Below are 19,439 nucleotides of genomic sequence, written 5' to 3' on the forward strand. Positions count from 1 at the left end.
TGATTGGTAAGTGCTTTTAAGTGTAGTAGCGATGCGATTTTATGCTTGTAAAAACTCGTTTTTTCGCACCGCTCTAGTACGCTAACCAAAAACGTCTGTATATGCCATGAATGATTCATAAACATACGGACTGCGGGGTTAAAGTCAAAATTAAGCCAAGTGTCGTGATCAGCTAAGAGGTGTACAAAATCACAGGGACTTTTTTGTGATCTAGATGGCTGTTTTAAAAAGGGTTTGATTGCGTTGCTGGTGTTTATTCACGTCGTGATTACCAATGTGTGGTTTCGTTTCAACAGGCTTTCAGGCTGAAAAATGTCGCCTAAACCTAACCCAATGTCGTTTGGATTGGCCTTAAAAACGGCACGTCGATCAAGGTCATCGGTTTTTCTCGTTTAAGCGTAGATAAGCATAATGAGTGGGAGATCATCATGCAGACCCTAAACGAGTGGAGTGCAGAGTCTTGGGAAAGCGCCTTGTCGCCTCAAGAGATCCGCCAGTCCATTGATATCTACAAAACCCAAGTGGGGCGCTTCTCATTATTGAGCGCCGATGATGAGCGTGCATTGGGGGATCAGATTCACCAAGCGCTTCGCGACATGCTGTATCCATTGTTGAACACCGAGCAGGGCGTCAGTGCCTTGGAGCAGCTTCTAGTGGAGTACCTGTACGGTTTCCAAAACAAAGACGGTCAAACGTCGAAGCGTTGGACGATGGATATGAGCCCCGATTATTGGCTCAACTTGGTGTTCAGTACGTGTGATTTGATTAAGCTGCAACACCGTTTGACCCTCTCCGCAGCGGACGACATCACCAATGCGCAGTTTAATCTGGTCTCGATTGTGAGCAGTCTCTCGATCAGCCGCTCGGAGCTTGTGCATCTGTGCGAGCGAGAAGCCACCCCCGGGAGCGTCGGCTTTAAAGCGATTGCCCGTTACAACCGGATTCGAAACCGCCTGATTGAATCGAACCTGCGCTTAGTGTTCTCGGTGGCGGCTAAATTCAGCCGTTTGGGCGTGCCCTACAGCGATCTTATCCAAGAGGGGAACATCGGATTGATCAAAGCGGCGGATCGATTCAACTTTACCAAGGGGTTCCGGTTTTCGACCTACGCGCTACTGACCATCCAAAACACCGTGAAAAGCGCGCTGCAGCGTAAATACCCGATCATCGCGCGGCCAAGCTATCTGCAGGAAAAGATGAGCCTGATTCGTGATGCGCAGCACCGTTTTTGGCAAGCCAAGGGGCGTAAGCCGACCTTAGCTGAGTTGTCGGATGCGTGCGGCGTACCGGTATCCCAGCTTGAAAAGATCGAAGCCTTTCCGGATGTGGCGGTACCGATCCGCGATGCCGGTTACGACGAGGATGAAGTGTTCAGTGTGGACATAGAAGATGTGTCCCAACGCACCGATGCTCCGCTTATCGAGGCGGATCAAAAAGCGGAGTTTGAGCGACGCTTCTCGATCTTAAATCAGCGCGAACAGCTGGTGCTGTCGATGCGTTTTGGGGCTGGTTTTGCCAAGGAGTTCACCTTAAAAGAGGTGGCCGAAACGCTCGGCTTAAGCATCGAGCGTGTCCGGCAGATCGAGAAAAAATCCCTTAAAAAGTTAGATCAATTTCACTCCGCCCAAAACTCGGATAAGTGTTGATCTTTCAGCTTCACGTAGTTGTTGGCGGTGTAGGTGAAAAAGCTCATCTCTTTCTCGGTTAAGGGGCGTACCTGTTTTGCAGGGCGCCCAACGTACAGATAACCGCTTTCTAAGCGCTTACCAGGCGGGACTAAGCTGCCACCCCCGATTACCACATCGGACTCGACCACCGCACCATCCATCACCATCGACCCCATGCCCACCAACACACGATCGCCAATGGTGCAGCCGTGCAAGGTGGCTTGGTGGCCCACTGTCACGTAATCGCCAATGGTGAGTGGGTAACCGTCCGGGTTAAAAGGACCTGCGTGTGTGATGTGCAACACCGAGCCGTCTTGAATACTGGTGTTCTGCCCGATGCGGATGCGATGCATGTCGCCGCGGATCACAACTAAGGGCCAAACGGAGCTGTCATCGCCAATCTCGACATCCCCAATGACGACGGCCGATGGATCAACAAACACCCGCTCACCCAGTTGTGGGGTGTGACCTTGAAATGGACGAATTTTCATCTTGGCTCCTTGTTGGTCGCTATGAAACGTATCGAATCTTCGGTTTGTGGCTTGGTCTATTCACTTTGACAGGCGCTTTACGCTTGCATTCCACAATTGCAGCCTCATTGTATACTAAATCCACCAAGGCTCTTGGGTCGTACCGAAGGTAATGAAAATCGGTATCCATAGATCAAGAGCCGATCGGTGCACGCGATTGCCTGAACCAAAAGGAAACGAATCATGACCAGTCCACTGCAACAAAACGCTTTGCTGCCGCCTTTTAGCCAGATTACGCCTGAGATGATCAAGCCTGCGATTGAGGCGATCCTGAAAGCGAATCGTGAAGAGGTCGCACGCCTAACAGAAGAGCCCTACGGGTCGACGTGGGCCAGCAAAATTGAAGCCTTGGATGAGATGGGCGATCGCTTAAGCAAAGCTTGGTCACCGGTGTCGCATTTAAACAGCGTGGTGAACAGCGATGCGCTGCGTGAAGCGTATAACGCTTGTTTGCCGATGCTTTCGGAATACTGGACCGAGATGGGCCAACACGAAGGCATGTTCAAAGTCTACGAGCAGGTGGCCAATACCGAACTGAACGCGATTCAGAAAAAAGTGGTCGACAACAACCTGCGCGATTTTCGTTTATCGGGCATTGATCTGCCGGATGATCAGAAAAAACGCTACGCCGAGATTCAGCAGCGTTTGTCGGAGTTAACCACCAAGTTTTCCGAAAACGTACTGGATGCCACCAACGCGTGGGAAAAACAGATCACCGATGTGAGCGAGTTAGCAGGCTTGCCGGAATCGGCCTTGGCAGCGGCCAAACAAGCGGCTGAAGCGAAAGAGCTGGATGGGTATCTGATCACACTGGACTTCCCCTCTTACTTGCCGGTGATGATGTACGCGGATAACCGCGCTTTGCGCCGTGAAGTGTACGAAGCGTTCGCCACACGTGCCTCTGATCAAGGGCCAAATAAAGGTGAGTTTGATAACTCAAAGGTCATGGTCGAGATTCTGACCTTGCGCAAAGAATTGGCGGCCTTGTTGGGTTTTGAGTCTTACGCGCATTACTCCTTGGCGACCAAAATGGCCGAATCACCCGAGCAAGTACTGAGCTTTTTAGGGGACTTGGCCGAGAAAAGCGTGGACGTTGCACGCAGCGAATACCAAGCGCTGTGTGACTTTGCTAAGAGTGAATATGATGCTGATGAGGTACTGGCGTGGGATGTGTCCTACTACTCTGAGAAGATGAAGCAAGCGCATTATGCGATCTCGCAAGAGATGCTGCGTCCTTACTTCCCAATGCCCAAAGTGCTTGAAGGGATGTTTACCATCGCCGGTAAACTCTTTGATGTGAGCTTTGAGGAAGTCACCGAATTTGATACCTACCACAAAGACGCGCGCCTGTTTGAAGTTAAACGCGAAGGCGAGGTAATTGCACGTTTTTACCTAGACCCGTATGCGCGGGCGAAAAAACGTGGCGGTGCCTGGATGGATGTGTGCCGCACGCGCCGTCGTTTGGCGGATGGCTCGTTACAGCTGCCAACCGCGTATTTAGTGTGTAACTTTAATGGCCCTGTGGGCAGTGACCCTGCGTTACTGACACACGATGAAGTAACCACCCTGTTCCACGAGTTTGGTCATGGTTTGCACCACATGCTGACCCAGATTGAGTTTGCCGATGTTTCGGGCATCAGTGGTGTTGCGTGGGATGCGGTCGAGCTGCCGAGTCAGTTCATGGAAAACTGGTGCTGGGAGCCAGAGGCGCTGGCGCTGATCTCGGGGCATTACCAAACGGGCGAAACCCTGCCGCAGGATTTGTTGGATAAGATGCTGAAAGCAAAGAACTTCCAGTCGGCGCTCTTTATGGTACGCCAGTTGGAATTCTCCTTGTTTGATTTCCGTCTGCACCTTGAATATGAAGCGGGTAAAACCGACATTCAAGCCTTGTTAAACGATGTGCGCGCACAGGTGGCGGCAATCACGCCCCCTGAGTTTAATCGCTTCCAACACAGCTTCTCGCACATCTTTGCAGGCGGTTATGCCGCGGGTTACTACAGCTATAAATGGGCAGAAGTGCTGTCGGCCGATGCGTTCTCGCTGTTTGAAGAGCAAGGCATCTTCAATGAAGCGGCCGGCCACAAATTCCGCTCGACCATTTTGGAGCAAGGTGGCTCCAAAGAACCGATGGATCTGTTTGTGGAGTTTCGAGGTCGTGCCCCAAGTGTGGATGCATTGCTGCGCCATTCGGGCATACAATAAGCACGGATAGAGTAAGCACACGAACAGAATGAACACAGGGCGCTCTCGGGCGCCTTTGAGGTCAGTATGAGCACAGAAAAAATCATCAAACGTTTTGTGGCGGGCGCGGTTTGCCCACGTTGCGGGGAGTTGGATTGCATCCGTGTATACCGCAACGAGATTCGCGAATATCGCGAATGCGTGAATTGCGATTACGTCGATGGACAAAACCTAGATGGTACGCCAGAACCCGAAGAGCTGGAGACCCGCGTGAATCGTCAAAAAGAGGACACGCCGGAAACTCAGCCGATCCGTATTGTGGATCTTTCGGCCACCACCAAGCATTAACTCAGTTTTCGCCAACACAAGGAGCAAAGGGATGTGCAATCGCTGCGGTTGGGCGCAACACACGGAGCTTGAGGCGCTGTATCACGATCAAGAGTGGGGGCAGCCTCAAAAAAATGACCACGTGTTGTTTGAGTTCTTGATCTTAGAGGCCGCGCAAGCGGGGCTAAGCTGGCGTACTGTGCTGGAAAAGCGCGAAGGCTACCATCACCACTACGAAGGATTTGACCCGGTTAAAGTGGCTGCGTTTGATCAAGATAAAATTGAGCAGATGCTGCAAGACCCAGGGATTATCCGCAACCGCCGCAAGGTGGAGTCCTCGGTGGAAAACGCCCGGATTTTCCTAGAGATCCAACAGGAGTTTGGCTCCTTTGCCCGTTTTGTGTGGTCGTTTGTCGATCATCAACCGATCCAAAATCAGTGGACGGCTTACGCGGATGCTCCGGCTGAAACCGACGAGTCCAAGGCGCTCTCGAAGGCGTTAAAAAAACGCGGCATGCGTTTTGTTGGGCCAACCATCTGCTACGCCTTTATGCAGGCGATGGGCTTGGTGAATGATCACGAAGTGACCTGCCCGCAGTACCGTGTGTGTCAAGACTTAGCGAAGGACTGGTCGCCTGTGTAAGAGGGTGATCTTCACGAATTTATTTTGCTTAAGAATTAACCTTTTCCTCATTCTTGAACTAACCTTGCCGATATAGACAGAACAATAACTGTTGAACCGTGTGAGGCTTTTTTATGTTCCTAACCTTGAAGGCACGCCTATTAGGCATCAGTGTCTTGTCTGTTGTCGTGATCGTTGCCGTACTGGTCATCAAGACATACATTGTTGACCGAGAGCGTTCCATGGAGGCGCTTCATAGGGATGTTTCTCACTTTACGTCAGCCTATGGGGCTGGAGTAGGACAGTGGATTAAAGACCGTCAACAGGTGATGAGCGCACTCAAATCCGCCATCGAAGAGAATCCATCCGAGAGTCCCTATCCTAAAATTCTGCAAGCCCATCAATCGGGCGGCTTCGGTTTAACCTATTACGGTAACGCCGAGGGGGAGATGTTCCGACAAGATCCCTCACTGGATAAGAACAACAGCAATTACGACCCGCGTGAACGGGGTTGGTACAAAGCGGCCAAAGCAGAGCAAGGCCCCGTTGTAACCGCACCTTACGTCAGTAAAACCTTACAGGAGCTGGTGGTCACTTTGACTGAGCCTGTGATGAAAGGCGGTCAGATGATCGGCGCGGTCGGTTCTAACGTGACGTTATCCAATCTTGCCAAGCGTACCGGCCGTTTAGAAGTACCCGGTAACGGCTACGCGATCTTAGTGGATCGCAGTGACCAGATCATCGCGCACCCAGATGCGCAGCTGCAGTCCAAATCGCTTGCGGTGGTTAATCCGTTGCTGGCGGGCGACTCGTTGACGAAGCTGATCAAAGAAGACCAGTTAGTCGAAACCCAAGTGGATGAGCTGGATCGTTTTGTTTACGCCTCGGCCATTCCGAACACCTCTTGGGCGTTGATCTTTGTGATGGATAAAGCCACCTTGCTGAAGCCGTTATACGCCACCTTGGCCAAGCAAGCGGTGATCGGTCTTGTACTGATTGTGATCATGAGCTTGATCCTGATTGCCTTGTTTAAAGTGATGTTCAAAAACCTTGAACGTGTCAGCCAAGCGCTTAAAGACATCTCGGAAGGGGAAGGGGATCTGACGGTTCGTATCCCGGTCAACAGTCGTGATGAGATTGGTGTGTTGGCTCAAGGGTTTAACCAGTTTGTTGAGCGTCTGCACGGGATCATTAACCGCTTAAGCCAAACCTCGGGTCGTTTAACGCAAACGGCGGATCATTTTACCGATGCAGCCCGCAACCGTAGCCAGCGTATCCAAGTCCAGCAGGATGAGATCAACATGGTGGCCACCGCGGTAACGGAGATGGCTTCAGCAACCCAAGAGATCGCCGGTAACGCAGAAGGCACAGCTCACGCGGCGCGTGACTCAGTGACCATCAGTGAAAGCGGGCAGGTTCAGGTTGAGAAAAGCCAGAAGTCGATTCAAGCCTTGGCCAGCGAAGTAAAGCGTGCCACGGATGTGATCAGTGACCTTGAGCGTCATACTGATCACATCAGCGGTATCCTATCGACCATCAGTGGCATTGCCGAGCAAACCAACCTGTTGGCGCTTAACGCGGCGATTGAGGCGGCGCGTGCCGGTGATCACGGTCGAGGCTTTGCCGTGGTAGCCGATGAGGTGCGTGTGCTTTCGCAACGCACGCACGACTCCACTGGCGAGATCCAAAGCATGATCGATACCCTGCAAAAGACCACGCAACAAGCGGTGGCCAGCATGGGACGTGGTCATTCGATGGCTTCGCAAAGTGTAGAAGATGCCGACGCTGCGCGTGACAGCTTAGCGAAGATCATTTCAGCGATTGCTGAGATCTCGGACCGTGCGATTCAGATCGCCTCGGCCGCCGAAGAGCAAACCTCGGTAACCGAAGAGATCAGCTGCAACACGAATGCGATCAGCGATGTGGCTTCTGCGATGGCCGACGAAGGCGTGAAAGCCGCCGACCAAGCCGAAACCTTGCGTGCGCTGATTCGCGAAATCGAAAACGAAGTGAAGCGATTCCGTCTGTAATCGCCGCCTTCCTGACGCGCGTAAGAGCGAAAGCCTCTTTACGCGCGTACTTCCTCCTGCCAACGCTCTTGGCGCGTCAGCTTCATGCTCACCCGAAACGCCGTGATGGCACGTGCGGCAAACAGGCCGGTAAAGGCCAGCCATAATCCGTGATTACCCAACGGCTGGGTTACCCACCAAAGCGGTAGATAGATCACAAATACCGAGATCAACATGGTGTTTTGCATCGCTTTGACCTGAGTGGCACCGATGAAAATCCCATCCAGCAAAAAGCTCCACACCCCCACTAAAGGCAAGAAGATCAGCCAAGGCAGGTAGACCATGGCGACCTCACGTACCGCCTCAAGCGAGGTCAGCGCAAAGATGATCTGTTCGCCGGCCACGCCAAAAAAGAGGGTAAAGCCTGCGGCGGTTGCGAGTGACCACAGTGTGGCGGCACCGATGGCACGATAAAAACCGCGCACATCTTTGGCCCCTAAGCGTTTGCCCGTCAGCGCTTCAATCGCATGGGCAAAGCCGTCCAAACCGTTTGAAATGATCATGACAAAGTTCAGCAGCACCGCATTGGCCGACAGCACGCTGGTGCTTTGTTGCGCACCTTGGGAGGTAAAAAACGCGATGGCAAACAGCAGGCTTAAGGTGCGCACAAACAGATAACGATTGACCCGAAAAAGCTCGGCGTAATCCGAAAGCTTGGTGAGGCTTGCCGCGACCCATTGGCCGCCCAGGTCGCGAAGCAAGGACCTTGCAAACCATAAACCCAGCAATAAGCTGCCGTATTCGGCGATCACCGAGGCCAGAGCCACGCCGTCGGCGGTCATCCCCAAACCGTACACCGCGATCAGATCCATCACCATGTTCAGAAGGTTGGTCACCAGCAGTAACACAAACGGAATGCGGGTGTTTTGGTTGCCGACAAACCAGCCAAGTAGGGCGTAGTTACACAGCACAGCCGGTGCGCCGTAGATGCGCACTTCGGCGTACGCGCGCGCCGCTTCACTGACCAGAGGCTCCGCATCCATAAACATGAGTGCGGCATTGATCAGCGGGGTTTGCAGCACAATGATGGCTAAGCCAATCACCACACCCATCACCAAGGACTGTCCCAGTAAGGTTCGGTTACGATCCGCTTGGTTGGCCCCAACGGCTTGGGCGGTCATGCCGGAGGTGCCCATTCGCAAAAAACCAAACGCCCAGTACAGCACCGAGAAGATCATCGCGCCAATCGCCACCGCCCCGAGGTAATGCCCTTCGGGTAAATGACCAATCACCGCGGTATCGACTAAGCCGACCAAGGGCACGGTGATGTTGGAGAGGATCATTGGCCAAGCCAAAGACCATACCTCGCGGTGATCCGCTCGGTTGGGCTTAAATCGAGATAACAGACTCACGCTGATTAACCGCGCCCAGCCGGTTGAGGCTTAATGAACGCGATCATAAAGAGGGTCAACGCCGAGACAACCACAGATGGCCCTGCGGGGGTATCCAGATACCAAGACGCGGCAATCCCCATCAGGACCGACAGAGACCCGATGAAGGAGGCGAAGATTGCCATCTGCTCTGGGGTGTGGGAGATGCGTCGTGCCGTTGCCGCCGGGATCACCATTAAGGAGGTAATCAAAAGCACCCCAACGACTTTCATGGCCACCGCGATCACCAAGGCGATCAACAGCATTAAGATCAGCTTGGTGCGCCCCACGGGGACGCCTTCTACCTGGGCTAACTCCTCGTTGATGGTGATGGCCAGTAAGTTGCGCCAATACACCTTGAGCATCACTAACACGAACAGACCGCCAGCACCGATCCAAAAGAGGTTTTCGACCGAGATCGCTAACAGGTCGCCAAACAGGTACTCCATTAAATCGATGCGGATATTGTCCATAAAAGAGACGGTCACAAGCCCGAGCGACAGTGTACTGTGCGCCATGATACCGAGCAGCGTATCGGTCGCGATCTGCCGCTGGCGTTGCAGCATGACCAAAACAAACGCGAGTAATAAACAGCAGACGATGACCGCAATGTTCAGATCAACGTCCAGCAGCATGCCTATGGCCACACCCAATAAAGCGGAGTGCGCAAGGCTGTCGCCAAAATAGGCCATGCGACGCCAGACAACAAACGCACCCAAAGGCCCTGCGACAATCGCAACCCCGAGTCCGCCAAGGATGGCATAGAGTAAAAAATCCCACATCATTGGTGTTGTATCTCTTGTGTTAAACCAGACAAAACGGTGAAAACATCAGTGTTGATGCGTATGGCAGCACTCATCGGGTTTGGGATGATCGGTAATGATATCGCCGTGTGTATCGTGCTGGTGGTTATGGTGGTGACTGTAAAGCGCCAAGCTGTCGGCACCGCGCTGACCAAACATCTCAATAAACGATGGATCGTTACTGACGTGCTCTGGATTACCCGAACAGCACACATGGCGATTTAAACAGATAACGTGATCGGTAGAGGACATCACCAAGTGAAGGTCATGCGAGATCATAAACACACCGCACTGGCGCTCTTTACGGATGCGCGCAATCAGATCGTACAGCTCAATCTGACCGTTAATGTCCACCCCTTGCACAGGCTCATCGAGGACCAAAAGCTCAGGGTCTTGAAGCAGGGCGCGTGCCAGCATGACCCGCTGTGTTTCCCCACCGGAGAGATCGTGTAGCGAGTGGTTGAGCAGGTGGTCGGCATTCACCGAGCCGAGCGCTTGATCAATGGCAGGCTTTGACGCTTTGCGTGCGGTTTCCAGAAACCGTTTTACGGTCAGTGGAAAGGTGCGATCAATCAGCAGTTTTTGGGGCATGTACCCAACCCGAAGCCCATCTGGGCGCCAAACCTTCCCGTGGGAAGGATTGATCAAGCCCAGTACAACTCGGACTAAAGTCGTTTTACCGGCGCCGTTGGGGCCGATTAAGGTGGTAATGCAATCGCGGTGCAAGGACAGGTTTACCTGATCCAACACCGTGTTTTGGCCAAACCGAACGGAAACATCCTCTAGGCGGATGATATCAACCGGTGTGCTCATTCAGCGTTTTCCTTTTGGCAGGCAGGGCAAAGACCTGCAATCTCTACCGTTTCGGAACTGATCTTAAAGCCCACACCAGCGGCCGTATCGTGAATGCTCTGGTGGATGCTGGCCGCTTCGAGCTCCATCACACTTTGACACGTTGTACAGATTAAAAAGCTGTTTTTACAGCGGTGTTCAGGGTGCGAGCACCCAATAAACGCGTTCAACGAGGCGAGGCGGTGGACGAGTCCTTGCTCTTGCAGGAAGTCCAACGCGCGATACACCGTCGGTGGCGCTGAATTAAACCCGGCTTCGGCAATGGCCGGCAGCAGGTCGTACGCACCTAAGGGTTTGTGGCTTTGCCAGATCAGTTGCAGTACCAATTCACGAATCGGGGTTAAGCGCTGTTGGCGGCTTTTGCACAGGGCTTGTGCGTCGCTCAACGCTTGATGAATGCAGTGATCGTGGTTGTGCTCGGGCTTAAAAGCCAGTTCTGAATCAGTCATAACTCAATACATCTTTTTAGGTAGGACCATTGAAGCACGGCCAGCGGCTCTAGTCAGCCTAAATGTGTTCTGTTATATTATAACAATAATCAATCTCATGTAAGGTTTTGCTCCATGCATTTGTTAGGGTCTCCTGCGCTTTATGCGGGTTTTAAAGGTTTCGTGTTACGTCCTGCCTATCTCTCTGGTGTGTTATGCTTCGGCATCAGCGCAGGCGTACACGCGGTTGAACATCCTGTGGTTACCAGCATTCAGCCCTTGCAACTGATTGCCAGTGACCTCCTTGCAGGCCTCAGTGAACCTGTAAGTTTGTTGCCGGCGGGGGTCTCTCCGCACCAATACGCATTAAAACCGTCGGATATGCGCCGCTTAAAAGAAGCGGAGTTGACCGTCTGGGTTGGTCCTAACTTGGAGCGTTTTCTTGAAAAGCCGTTAAGCGGGTTGGAAGCCGACCGCGTTTTAACGCTGCTGGATGCGGAGCACGCTGAAATCGATCACGATCACGAAGCCGAGCATGCCGAGCACGACAGCCACGATGAGCACGATCATCATGGCGAAGAGGTAGATCACGACGACTATCATGATGATCACCACGCCGATGACGGCGATGGACACGATCACGGCGGCGTTGATCCACATATATGGATGGACCCGTACGAAGCCCTCGAAATTGCCGGCAAGATAAAACAAGCCCTCGAGAAGCAACACCCAGGGTGGCACGAGACCCTGGATAACAACTACGCGCGCATCGAGGCGGAGGTTAAATCGCTCGATCAATCCTTAAAAGCGGAGTTTGAGCCGGTACACGAGGTGGGCTTTGTGGTGTTCCACGATGCGTATCAGCACTTTATTCAGCACTATGGTTTAAACTTTAAAGGCGCTGTCACTCTTAACCCATCACAAAAGCCAGGTGCGCGTCATATGGCGGAGCTTCGCGAGCAAGTGGTCGGTGCAGAAGCTAAGTGCGTGTTCAGTGAGCCGCAGTTTAACGATTCCGTGGTTAACAGCATTGTGTCAGGTAGCCAAGCGAAGGTCGCTCAGCTCGACCCGTTGGGTCAGTCTGTAACGCCAGGAAAGGGCGCCATCACAGCGTTTTACCGCTCTTTCGCAACGCCTATTTTGGAATGCCTGAAAGAATCGTAAAAAGCGTAAAAATTGTGGGTTAAACGCTTCACAAACCCCAAATGGGGCTATATAATGCGCCCCACTTTCGAGCAGATGTGGTGGAATTGGTAGACACGCCAGCTTCAGGTGCTGGTGCCTTCACGGGCGTGGGAGTTCGAGTCTCCCCATCTGCACCAAGTCGTTTAGCGCTTGGTGCTGCAGATTGAAACGCTTTTAGCGATCTATTCTCTGAACAGTTTGAAAGTCTTCTTCGCCGAAAGGCACTGAGCGATGGCTCATAAAACACATGCCGACGCAGATGTGGTGGAATTGGTAGACACGCCAGCTTCAGGTGCTGGTGCCTTCACGGGCGTGGGAGTTCGAGTCTCCCCATCTGCACCAATCGGATCTTCTCTATCCCCTTTATTAATACCCTACATAGATCGTTCACACTTGTGGATAAGTGGATGTATATCCAATGCATTGGGTTTGCGCTATGCTTCTTGCTCGTTCGATCATATCTTGTCGAAGCTTCTTAACAAACACCTAGGAAACGCCTCATGTTTGTTGCCATTGGTGGCGCAATGTTGGTAACGAGCCGTTAAGCGCTGTAACACCTTGATCGTAAACGCTCTGTTACTGATAAATCGCTGAAATGAGGCACATCCTTTCGGAACTAGAAAAGTCGGTCTAGGCTCTATAAGAGAACACCAGCGCGTAATCGGCTTTAAAACTAGTTCGGAGGGGTGAGGCGTTTTTAGACGTTTTCGTTCCAAAGTACCATATGTCGGTTCATGCACCTTTTCTATGATTGAGTAAGTCTTCGGACACAAGCATTACTCAATAACAACAAAAGAGGTAGTCATTATGTGGACTAAACCAGCTTATCAAGACCTGCGTATCGGCTTCGAAGTAACAATGTACTTCGCAAACCGTTAATAGAGAGATCTCTCTACTAGCACCTTTGAGGTGTTACCTTCAGATGCCGGGTCATGCTCCCCGGCGTCTGAACTATAATAATAACGAGCGCCACCACTCTTCAGAGCACCGAGTCTTATATGAAAATACAGGTTTTAGGTTCCGCGGCAGGCGGAGGGTTTCCTCAATGGAATTGTAACTGCGCCAACTGCAAAGGCTTTCGCGACGGTACGTTAAACGCCAAAGCGCGCACACAATCCTCTATTGCAGCCAGTATCAACGGTGAAGACTGGATTTTGTTTAATACCTCACCGGATATCTTGGCCCAGCTTGCAGCGTTTAAAGCGATGCAGCCAGCGCGTGCGATTCGTGACACTGGCATCGCGGCCATTGTGTTAATGGATTCGCAAATCGATCACACCACTGGGCTTTTGATGCTGCGTGAAGGTTGCCCACACGATGTGTGGTGCACAGACATGGTGTATCAAGACCTGACCACCGGATTCCCCGTCTTCAACATGCTGGAGCATTGGAACGGTGGCCTTAACCGCAAAACGATTCCGATTGATCAAGCCGATAACTCGTTTGTTGTGGATCAAGTCCCGGGCATTCGTTTAACGCCCATCCCACTGCGCAGCAGTGCACCGCCGTATTCGCCACACCGAAATGATCCACATCCGGGTGACAACATCGGTATTTTGCTGGAAGACATCGAAACCGGCAAAACCGTGTTTTATGCCCCAGGTCTTGGCAAAGTTGATGCGCACCTTCACCCATTGATGTCGAACGCCGATTGCTTACTGGTGGACGGCACGCTCTGGCAAGAGGATGAGATGATCGTCGCAGGTGTTGGGGATAAGCTCGGTGTCACCATGGGGCATCTGCCGCAATCTGGCGAGAACGGCATGATGGCCTACCTTGATACTCTGGATAAACCACGAAAAGTGCTGATTCACATCAACAACACCAATCCGATTTTGGATGAAGATTCTGAGCAGCGCGCGACCTTAACGCAAAAAGGCATTGAAGTCGCATACGATGGTATGCGCATCGAGTTATAGGAGGCCTGTGATGAGCAGCGCATCAGCCAAAGCGCCTATGAGCCGCGACGAATTTGAAGCGGCCTTAAGAGCGAAAGGTGAGTTTTATCACACCAAACACCCATACCATGTTGCGATGTACGATGGACAGTGTACGCCAGAGCAGATCCGCGGGTGGGTGGCGAATCGATTCTATTATCAGGTCAGTATTCCGGTAAAAGACGCCGCGATTCTGGCCAACTGCGATGATCGTGATACCCGTCGTCAGTGGATTCAGCGCATTTTGGATCACGATGGCTATGACGGTGCCATTGGTGGTATTGAGGCGTGGCTGCGTTTGGGTGAAGCCGTGGGGTTAACGCGAGATGAACTGTTATCGCAAGAACACGTATTACCTGGCGTTCGTTTTGCGGTTGATGCATATGTGAACTTTGCCCGTAGAGCGACATGGCAAGAAGCGGCCAGCTCGTCGCTAACAGAATTATTCGCACCGACGATTCACCAAAACCGTTTGGACACTTGGCCGACGCATTACCCTTGGGTCAAGGAGGAAGGATATCAGTACTTCCGCCAGCGACTCACTGAGGCGCGCCGCGATGTAGAGCACGGCCTGCACATCACGTTGGATCATTACACCACTCGCGAAGCGCAAGAGCGTATGCTCGAAATTCTGCAATTTAAGCTGGATGTGCTCTGGAGCATGTTGGATGCGATGACCATGGCGTACGAGCTGAATCGCCCGCCGTACCACACAGTGACCGATCAAAAGGTCTATCACAAAGGACTAAAGCTATGACCCGCAACGATGTGCCCGCGCTGGAAACTATGTTCCGCTTCCAGTGGGAAGAAGCGCAGCAGTCTTACGTCCTCCTGTATCCAGAGGGGATGGTTAAATTAAACGGCCCAGCCGGGGAGATTCTGGCGCTGGTAGATGGTGAGCGTTCGGTCGATCAGATCATCGCGCACCTGAACGAGCAGTTTCCAGATGCCGGCGGGGTGGATGAAGATGTGTTGGCGTTTATGGACGATGCGCTCAACCAACACTGGATTCGTCAGGTGAATGCATGAGTGGTGCGTGCCAAGGTAAACCCAATCAACCCCCTAAAACGCATGGGCAGCCGTTATGGCTGTTGGCGGAGCTAACCTACAAGTGTCCGCTGCAATGCCCATATTGCTCCAACCCTAAAGACTTTGCGGCGTTTAATGACACCGAGTTGACCACCGACGAGTGGGTCAAGGTGTTTGAACAAGGCCGTAAAATGGGCGCGGTGCAGCTGGGGTTTTCGGGCGGTGAACCTTTGGTACGTAAAGACTTAGATGTGCTGATTCGCGAAGCGCGTCAGATGGGTTACTACACCAACCTGATTACCTCGGGTGTGGGGCTTAACGAGCACAAAGTTGAATCCTTTAAAGAGGCTGGCTTGGATCACATTCAAGTCAGCTTTCAGGCCAGCGATGAGTCGGTCAATAACATGCTGGCCGGATCGAAAAAGGCGTTTGAGCAAAAGCTCAAGATGGCTCGCGAGGTCAAAACGCAGGGTTACCCCATGGTGCTGAACTTTGTGACGCACCGACACAACATTGATCGGATAGATCGCATCATAGAGCTGTGTGTAGAGCTTGAAGCGGACTACGTAGAGCTTGCCACCTGTCAGTACTACGGCTGGGCGTTTGAAAATCGCCAGCAACTGATGCCGACACGCGCGCAATTAGAGCGTGCCGAACGGATCACCAATGAGTACCGCGAAAAACTGGCCGCCGCCGGTAACCCGATCAAGCTGATCTTTGTTACACCGGATTACTACGAAGAGCGCCCAAAAGCCTGCATGAACGGCTGGGGCCAAGTGTTTTTAACGGTCACGCCGGACGGTCAGGCCTTGCCGTGTCACAGCGCGCGCATGCTGCCGATCGAGTTCCCGAATGTACGCGATATGCCGCTGGATCAAATTTGGGGTCGATCCCCAGGCTTTAATCATTTCCGTGGTTATGAGTGGATGAAAGAGCCGTGCCGCTCGTGCGATGAGAAAGAAAAGGACTTTGGTGGCTGTCGTTGCCAAGCCTTTATGTTGACCGGCGATGCCAATAAAGCCGATCCTGTTTGCGGAAAGTCGGCCGATCATCATATGATCGAGCAAGCACGTACCGAGGCCGAATCGCCGATTACACAGGAATTGCTCTTTAGGAATGAACGCAACTCTCGAGTCTTCTGCAAAGGCTGATTCGCAGAATCAGCCCGCCACCCGTTTCTCGGCCGCGATGGCGGTCGAAGGTATGACCACTTACGCCCAGCTCGCCTGCAATCAGCGCGGGGATCTGTACTGGATCGCTTACGAGCCAAGCAAGGGCGGTATCAACCGCCTGTATCGTAAAAACGCTCAGGATCACTCACTTACCTGCTTAACACCGGATGGCTTTGAAGTGCGCTCGCGTGTGCACGAATATGGTGGCTTATCTTGGTGCTTGATCAGTGACGATGAGTGGGTGTTTGTACATCAAAAAGATCAGCAACTGTACCTGCAAAGTACTGTAGATACACACCCTGACCGGCTCACGGACCGGCCCGACAGCCGTTTTGCCGAGCCTATGTACTGCCAAGCACATCAAGCGATCATCGCCATTGAAGAGACCCACCAAGAAGACCAAGAGCCTGAAAACCGGCTGGTGAAAATCTCCCTCGAGAAGGGGGAGGTCACGGTACTGCACGAGGGCTATGACTTTTACAGCGGTGTGGCGGTATCGCCTTGTGGATCGTATGTGAGTTTTATTGCGTGGCAGCACCCGAATCAGCCGTGGACGGCGACGCATTGGCTGGAAACCCGTTTATCGCCAGAGGGCCAGGTTGTTGAAACGCACGGCCTTGCTGGGTTTGATCAGGCGATGGCGTTACAGCAACCGCGCTACACACACACAGGTGAGCGCTGGGTGATATCGGACCATGAGGGGTGGTGGAATCTGTATCGTTATCACGATCAAGCGCTTGAGCCCGTGTGGCGTGTGGAGGCCGATTGCGCCTCATCCCCTTGGCAGGTAGGGCAAGTGAGCTACCTGACGCCAGAACAAGTGGATGCATCCGCTTACGTGATTACGGTTAAGCAAGCGCAAGGTGTGTTGGTGGCGGTCACAGACGGTTGCGTCAGCGGTCAGTTTGCCACCGATTGGCAGCACTTCAGTGCGCTGGCCAGCTCCAAGACGCACCTGTATGCGGTGGCCGCCAGTGAAACGGCGCTCTCAAACATCATAGCCGTGGAAAAACAGACAGGCTCAGTTACGCTGCTAACGGACAATGCCGTCTCGGTAGCTGCCTCGAATATCGCAAGGCCGATCTCCATCACGGTGACGCATCAAAGCGAATCGGTACATGGTTTTTTCTACCCGCCCTCCAAGAACACCGAGGGTGAACCACCGCCTTTGGTGGTGTTTTTGCACGGTGGGCCTACCGCCTGCACCTATCCTGTCTTAAACCCCAAAATTCAATACTGGGCAGGCCAAGGCTTTGCTGTGGTGGATATCAATTACCGAGGCAGCTCCGGTCATGGGCGTGACTATCGTATGGCGCTCAAAGGCCAATGGGGTATCAGCGATGTCGAGGATTGCCAGTGGATGGTGGATGAGCTGATTGCACGGGGTTGGGTGAACCCTAAGCGTGTGTTTATTCGTGGCAGCAGCGCCGGTGGCTTTACCGCCTTAGCGGCGTTGGCTTTCACCGACCGCTTTGCTGCAGGGGCCAGCTTGTACGGGGTAACCGACCCGTTGGCACTGACTAAGGCGACTCATAAGTTTGAATCGCGCTATCTGGACTGGTTGATTGGTGACCCGTATCGGGATGTGGGTTTGTACGCGGCCAGAGCGCCGTTTGCCCACAGCGACCGGATTACGGTGCCCGTACTGTTTTTACAAGGGGAGCAAGACCGCGTGGTGGTGCCAGAGCAAACCCGAGAGATGGTGCGATTGCTTCAGCATCGCGTGCGGGTAGAGGTGCATTATTACGAGGATGAGGGGCACGGGTTTCGTGCCCCTCTGAACCAGATCGATGCGCTAGAGCGCGAACATCGATTTTACTGCTCGGTGGATGCCTGAGCACCGCTCAGCATCGCCAGTTTGGTTTGGCTCATGCTGTTGAGCTGATCTTTCACCAGCTTGTTGAAGGCTATACGCTCGCTGCCGTCGATCTCGGTCATAATCGGTACATCATCGCCCATGGCATTGACTGCGCGGTTATTCACAAGCAATTCGTAGTGCAAATGCGCACCTGTCGAGCGCCCCGAGTTACCTGAAAGCGCAATCTTCTGACCACGTGTGATGGCTTGGCCTTTACGCACCAGCGCTTTGCTCAAGTGCAGATAGCGGGTTTGGTATTTTTGGCCGTGCTTAATCTTGATGTAGAGACCGGCGTAGGCGTGTTTTACGACCTCGGTCACGATGCCATCACCTGTCGCGTAGACCGGCGTGCCAATGCCCACAGCAAAGTCAGTACCGTTGTGTGGACGGATCAGCCCAGTCACTGGGTGGCGGCGTTTTGGATTAAACTTGGACGAGATGCGTGCCTTTACATGCAGCGGGGTACGGGAGAACGCGCGCTCCATGCCGTTGCCGTCTTTATCGTAGTAGCTGTCTTTATAAAGGAAGGCGGTAAGCTCGCGGCTGCGATTGTTAAGGCGGATTGCCTCAATTTTAGAATCGCCGGTTTCAACGCCATTCACACTCTGGCGCGAGCGGATGATCTCAAACGTATCACCACGGCGGAAACCTTTATTAAAGTTCATGCGGTCTTTGAACAAGGAGGAGATCGACATGATCTCGTTGGCGTTCATACCGACCTTGCGAGCGGATTGATAGAAACTGCCGTTAATTTCGCCCGCGACAATCTCTTGCTCCCAAACCCCAGGGAGGATCTCTTCATTGTATTCAAAGCCTTTATCCCCAATGCGCGCGTAGGTCACTTTGTGGGCAGGGCTAAACTCAAGCTCGAGCTTTTCGAGGGTGTTGTTTTGACGATCGACCCAAAAGCGTAGGTGGTTACCAGGCTTTAGGGTATCCAGTGCCAGTACCGCAAGGTCCGATTCCAGTACGCTGTACATATCGGCTTGGGGGAGGCGCACTTTGTTAAAAATCTGGCTTAGGGTGTCGCCTGTGTCGATGGTGTAAAAATAATCTTCTACGTTGGCCGCTTTTTGCGTTTCGATCTCGGTTAGCGGCTTCTCGCTGATCGGCGGCAGTGGCGCGATGGTCAGCTCTAAATCTTGTTGTTTTGAATCAAAGCCACCTAATACAAATAAAAATGCGACAAAAACGGAGGTAATAGCGATGATTTTGCGGTGAATGGAAGGTAACTGCTTCCAGAAATTCCCCGCGACCTTGAAAAATGGGCGCATAGATAACAATACCGATGAATAAGTACGTACAAAGTATGTTGATAAAGGTAGCGTATTGACCCGTTAAAGCCAAGTTTGTTGCGTAAACATCTGTATAATTATTGGCTTATCTCAGGTTTTTGATGTGGTTTA

At 52.6% G+C, this 19,439-nt stretch carries 18 protein-coding genes and 2 tRNA genes; 14 read left to right on the forward strand and 6 right to left on the reverse strand.

Going from position 1 to position 19,439, the window contains the following annotated elements; all coding sequences use genetic code 11:
• Positions 1 to 428: 428 nt before the first annotated feature.
• Entirely contained in the window at positions 429 to 1,646 is a 1,218-nt protein-coding gene (locus tag ACXAF9_RS15405) for a sigma-70 family RNA polymerase sigma factor (RefSeq protein ID WP_475075580.1), read from the forward strand.
• Here the strand turns inward: ACXAF9_RS15405 and ACXAF9_RS15410 are convergent.
• Positions 1,616 to 2,158: a gamma carbonic anhydrase family protein gene (locus ACXAF9_RS15410; protein ID WP_475075581.1), complete on the reverse strand. Its 543-nt coding sequence runs from the start codon at positions 2,156 to 2,158 to the stop codon at positions 1,616 to 1,618. The genes ACXAF9_RS15405 and ACXAF9_RS15410 overlap by 31 nt on opposite strands.
• 222 nt (positions 2,159 to 2,380) lie before the next feature.
• On the opposite strand from ACXAF9_RS15410, the gene prlC reads away from it, so the two are divergent.
• The 4 genes from prlC (at position 2,381) to ACXAF9_RS15430 (ending at position 7,360) form a co-directional block, all read left to right on the forward strand.
• Positions 2,381 to 4,402 carry an oligopeptidase A gene (gene prlC, locus ACXAF9_RS15415; protein ID WP_475075582.1) on the forward strand — a complete coding sequence of 674 codons (2,022 nt, stop codon included), beginning with the start codon at positions 2,381 to 2,383 and terminating at the stop codon, positions 4,400 to 4,402.
• A 66-nt stretch (positions 4,403 to 4,468) separates the two neighbouring features.
• Positions 4,469 to 4,729, forward strand: a complete 261-nt coding sequence (locus ACXAF9_RS15420; protein WP_475075583.1) for a YheV family putative zinc ribbon protein — start codon at positions 4,469 to 4,471, stop codon at positions 4,727 to 4,729.
• Between the two features lie 31 nt (positions 4,730 to 4,760).
• The gene (locus tag ACXAF9_RS15425) at positions 4,761 to 5,351 is read left to right on the forward strand and encodes a DNA-3-methyladenine glycosylase I (RefSeq protein ID WP_475075584.1); all 591 of its coding nucleotides are present in this window, start codon (positions 4,761 to 4,763) and stop codon (positions 5,349 to 5,351) included.
• A 113-nt stretch (positions 5,352 to 5,464) separates the two neighbouring features.
• Positions 5,465 to 7,360, forward strand: a complete 1,896-nt coding sequence (locus ACXAF9_RS15430) for a methyl-accepting chemotaxis protein (RefSeq protein ID WP_475075585.1) — start codon at positions 5,465 to 5,467, stop codon at positions 7,358 to 7,360.
• Positions 7,361 to 7,398: 38 nt separating this feature from the next.
• On the opposite strand, the gene ACXAF9_RS15435 is transcribed toward ACXAF9_RS15430, so the two are convergent.
• The 4 genes from ACXAF9_RS15435 to ACXAF9_RS15450 are packed head-to-tail and all read right to left on the reverse strand — an operon-like array spanning position 7,399 to position 10,873.
• Positions 7,399 to 8,751 carry an MATE family efflux transporter gene (locus ACXAF9_RS15435; protein ID WP_475075586.1) on the reverse strand — a complete coding sequence of 451 codons (1,353 nt, stop codon included), beginning with the start codon at positions 8,749 to 8,751 and terminating at the stop codon, positions 7,399 to 7,401.
• Positions 8,752 to 8,756: 5 nt separating this feature from the next.
• Positions 8,757 to 9,551 (reverse strand): zinc ABC transporter permease subunit ZnuB, encoded by a 795-nt coding sequence (gene znuB, locus ACXAF9_RS15440; RefSeq protein WP_475075609.1) that lies wholly within the window; start codon positions 9,549 to 9,551, stop codon positions 8,757 to 8,759.
• Positions 9,552 to 9,599: 48 nt separating this feature from the next.
• The gene (gene znuC, locus ACXAF9_RS15445; protein ID WP_475075587.1) at positions 9,600 to 10,385 is read right to left on the reverse strand and encodes a zinc ABC transporter ATP-binding protein ZnuC; all 786 of its coding nucleotides are present in this window, start codon (positions 10,383 to 10,385) and stop codon (positions 9,600 to 9,602) included.
• Positions 10,382 to 10,873 carry a Fur family transcriptional regulator gene (locus ACXAF9_RS15450; protein ID WP_475075588.1) on the reverse strand — a complete coding sequence of 164 codons (492 nt, stop codon included), beginning with the start codon at positions 10,871 to 10,873 and terminating at the stop codon, positions 10,382 to 10,384. Before ACXAF9_RS15450 ends, znuC begins: the two co-directional genes overlap by 4 nt.
• Positions 10,874 to 10,987: 114 nt before the next feature.
• Between ACXAF9_RS15450 and znuA the strand changes: the two genes are divergently transcribed.
• The 9 genes from znuA to ACXAF9_RS15495 all read left to right on the forward strand — a co-directional run bounded on the left by znuA (position 10,988) and on the right by ACXAF9_RS15495 (position 18,012).
• On the forward strand, positions 10,988 to 12,016 hold the full coding sequence (gene znuA, locus ACXAF9_RS15455; protein WP_475075589.1) for a zinc ABC transporter substrate-binding protein ZnuA: 1,029 nt from the start codon (positions 10,988 to 10,990) through the stop codon (positions 12,014 to 12,016).
• Between the two features lie 71 nt (positions 12,017 to 12,087).
• Positions 12,088 to 12,174: transfer RNA gene (locus tag ACXAF9_RS15460), tRNA-Leu, on the forward strand.
• 118 nt (positions 12,175 to 12,292) lie between these two features.
• A tRNA-Leu gene (locus ACXAF9_RS15465) sits at positions 12,293 to 12,379 on the forward strand.
• Positions 12,380 to 12,844: 465 nt separating this feature from the next.
• Positions 12,845 to 12,916, forward strand: a complete 72-nt coding sequence (gene pqqA, locus ACXAF9_RS15470) for a pyrroloquinoline quinone precursor peptide PqqA (protein WP_084332595.1) — start codon at positions 12,845 to 12,847, stop codon at positions 12,914 to 12,916.
• Positions 12,917 to 13,035: 119 nt separating this feature from the next.
• Positions 13,036 to 13,956, forward strand: a complete 921-nt coding sequence (gene pqqB, locus ACXAF9_RS15475) for a pyrroloquinoline quinone biosynthesis protein PqqB (protein ID WP_475075590.1) — start codon at positions 13,036 to 13,038, stop codon at positions 13,954 to 13,956.
• A gap of 10 nt (positions 13,957 to 13,966) precedes the next feature.
• Complete coding sequence (gene pqqC, locus ACXAF9_RS15480) at positions 13,967 to 14,731, forward strand: pyrroloquinoline-quinone synthase PqqC (RefSeq protein WP_475075591.1); 765 nt, start codon at positions 13,967 to 13,969, stop codon at positions 14,729 to 14,731.
• On the forward strand, positions 14,728 to 15,003 hold the full coding sequence (pqqD, locus tag ACXAF9_RS15485; RefSeq protein ID WP_475075592.1) for a pyrroloquinoline quinone biosynthesis peptide chaperone PqqD: 276 nt from the start codon (positions 14,728 to 14,730) through the stop codon (positions 15,001 to 15,003). Before pqqC ends, pqqD begins: the two co-directional genes overlap by 4 nt.
• Positions 15,000 to 16,154: a pyrroloquinoline quinone biosynthesis protein PqqE gene (gene pqqE / locus ACXAF9_RS15490; protein WP_475075593.1), complete on the forward strand. Its 1,155-nt coding sequence runs from the start codon at positions 15,000 to 15,002 to the stop codon at positions 16,152 to 16,154. Before pqqD ends, pqqE begins: the two co-directional genes overlap by 4 nt.
• The gene (locus ACXAF9_RS15495) at positions 16,120 to 18,012 is read left to right on the forward strand and encodes an alpha/beta hydrolase family protein (protein WP_475075594.1); all 1,893 of its coding nucleotides are present in this window, start codon (positions 16,120 to 16,122) and stop codon (positions 18,010 to 18,012) included. The genes pqqE and ACXAF9_RS15495 overlap by 35 nt, the downstream gene beginning before the upstream one ends.
• On the opposite strand, the gene ACXAF9_RS15500 is transcribed toward ACXAF9_RS15495, so the two are convergent.
• Positions 17,991 to 19,307, reverse strand: a complete 1,317-nt coding sequence (locus ACXAF9_RS15500) for a peptidoglycan DD-metalloendopeptidase family protein (protein WP_475075595.1) — start codon at positions 19,305 to 19,307, stop codon at positions 17,991 to 17,993. The genes ACXAF9_RS15495 and ACXAF9_RS15500 overlap by 22 nt on opposite strands.
• Positions 19,308 to 19,439: the final 132 nt, after the last annotated feature.

The organism is Neptunomonas sp. ABH4_499 (genome assembly GCF_056160565.1).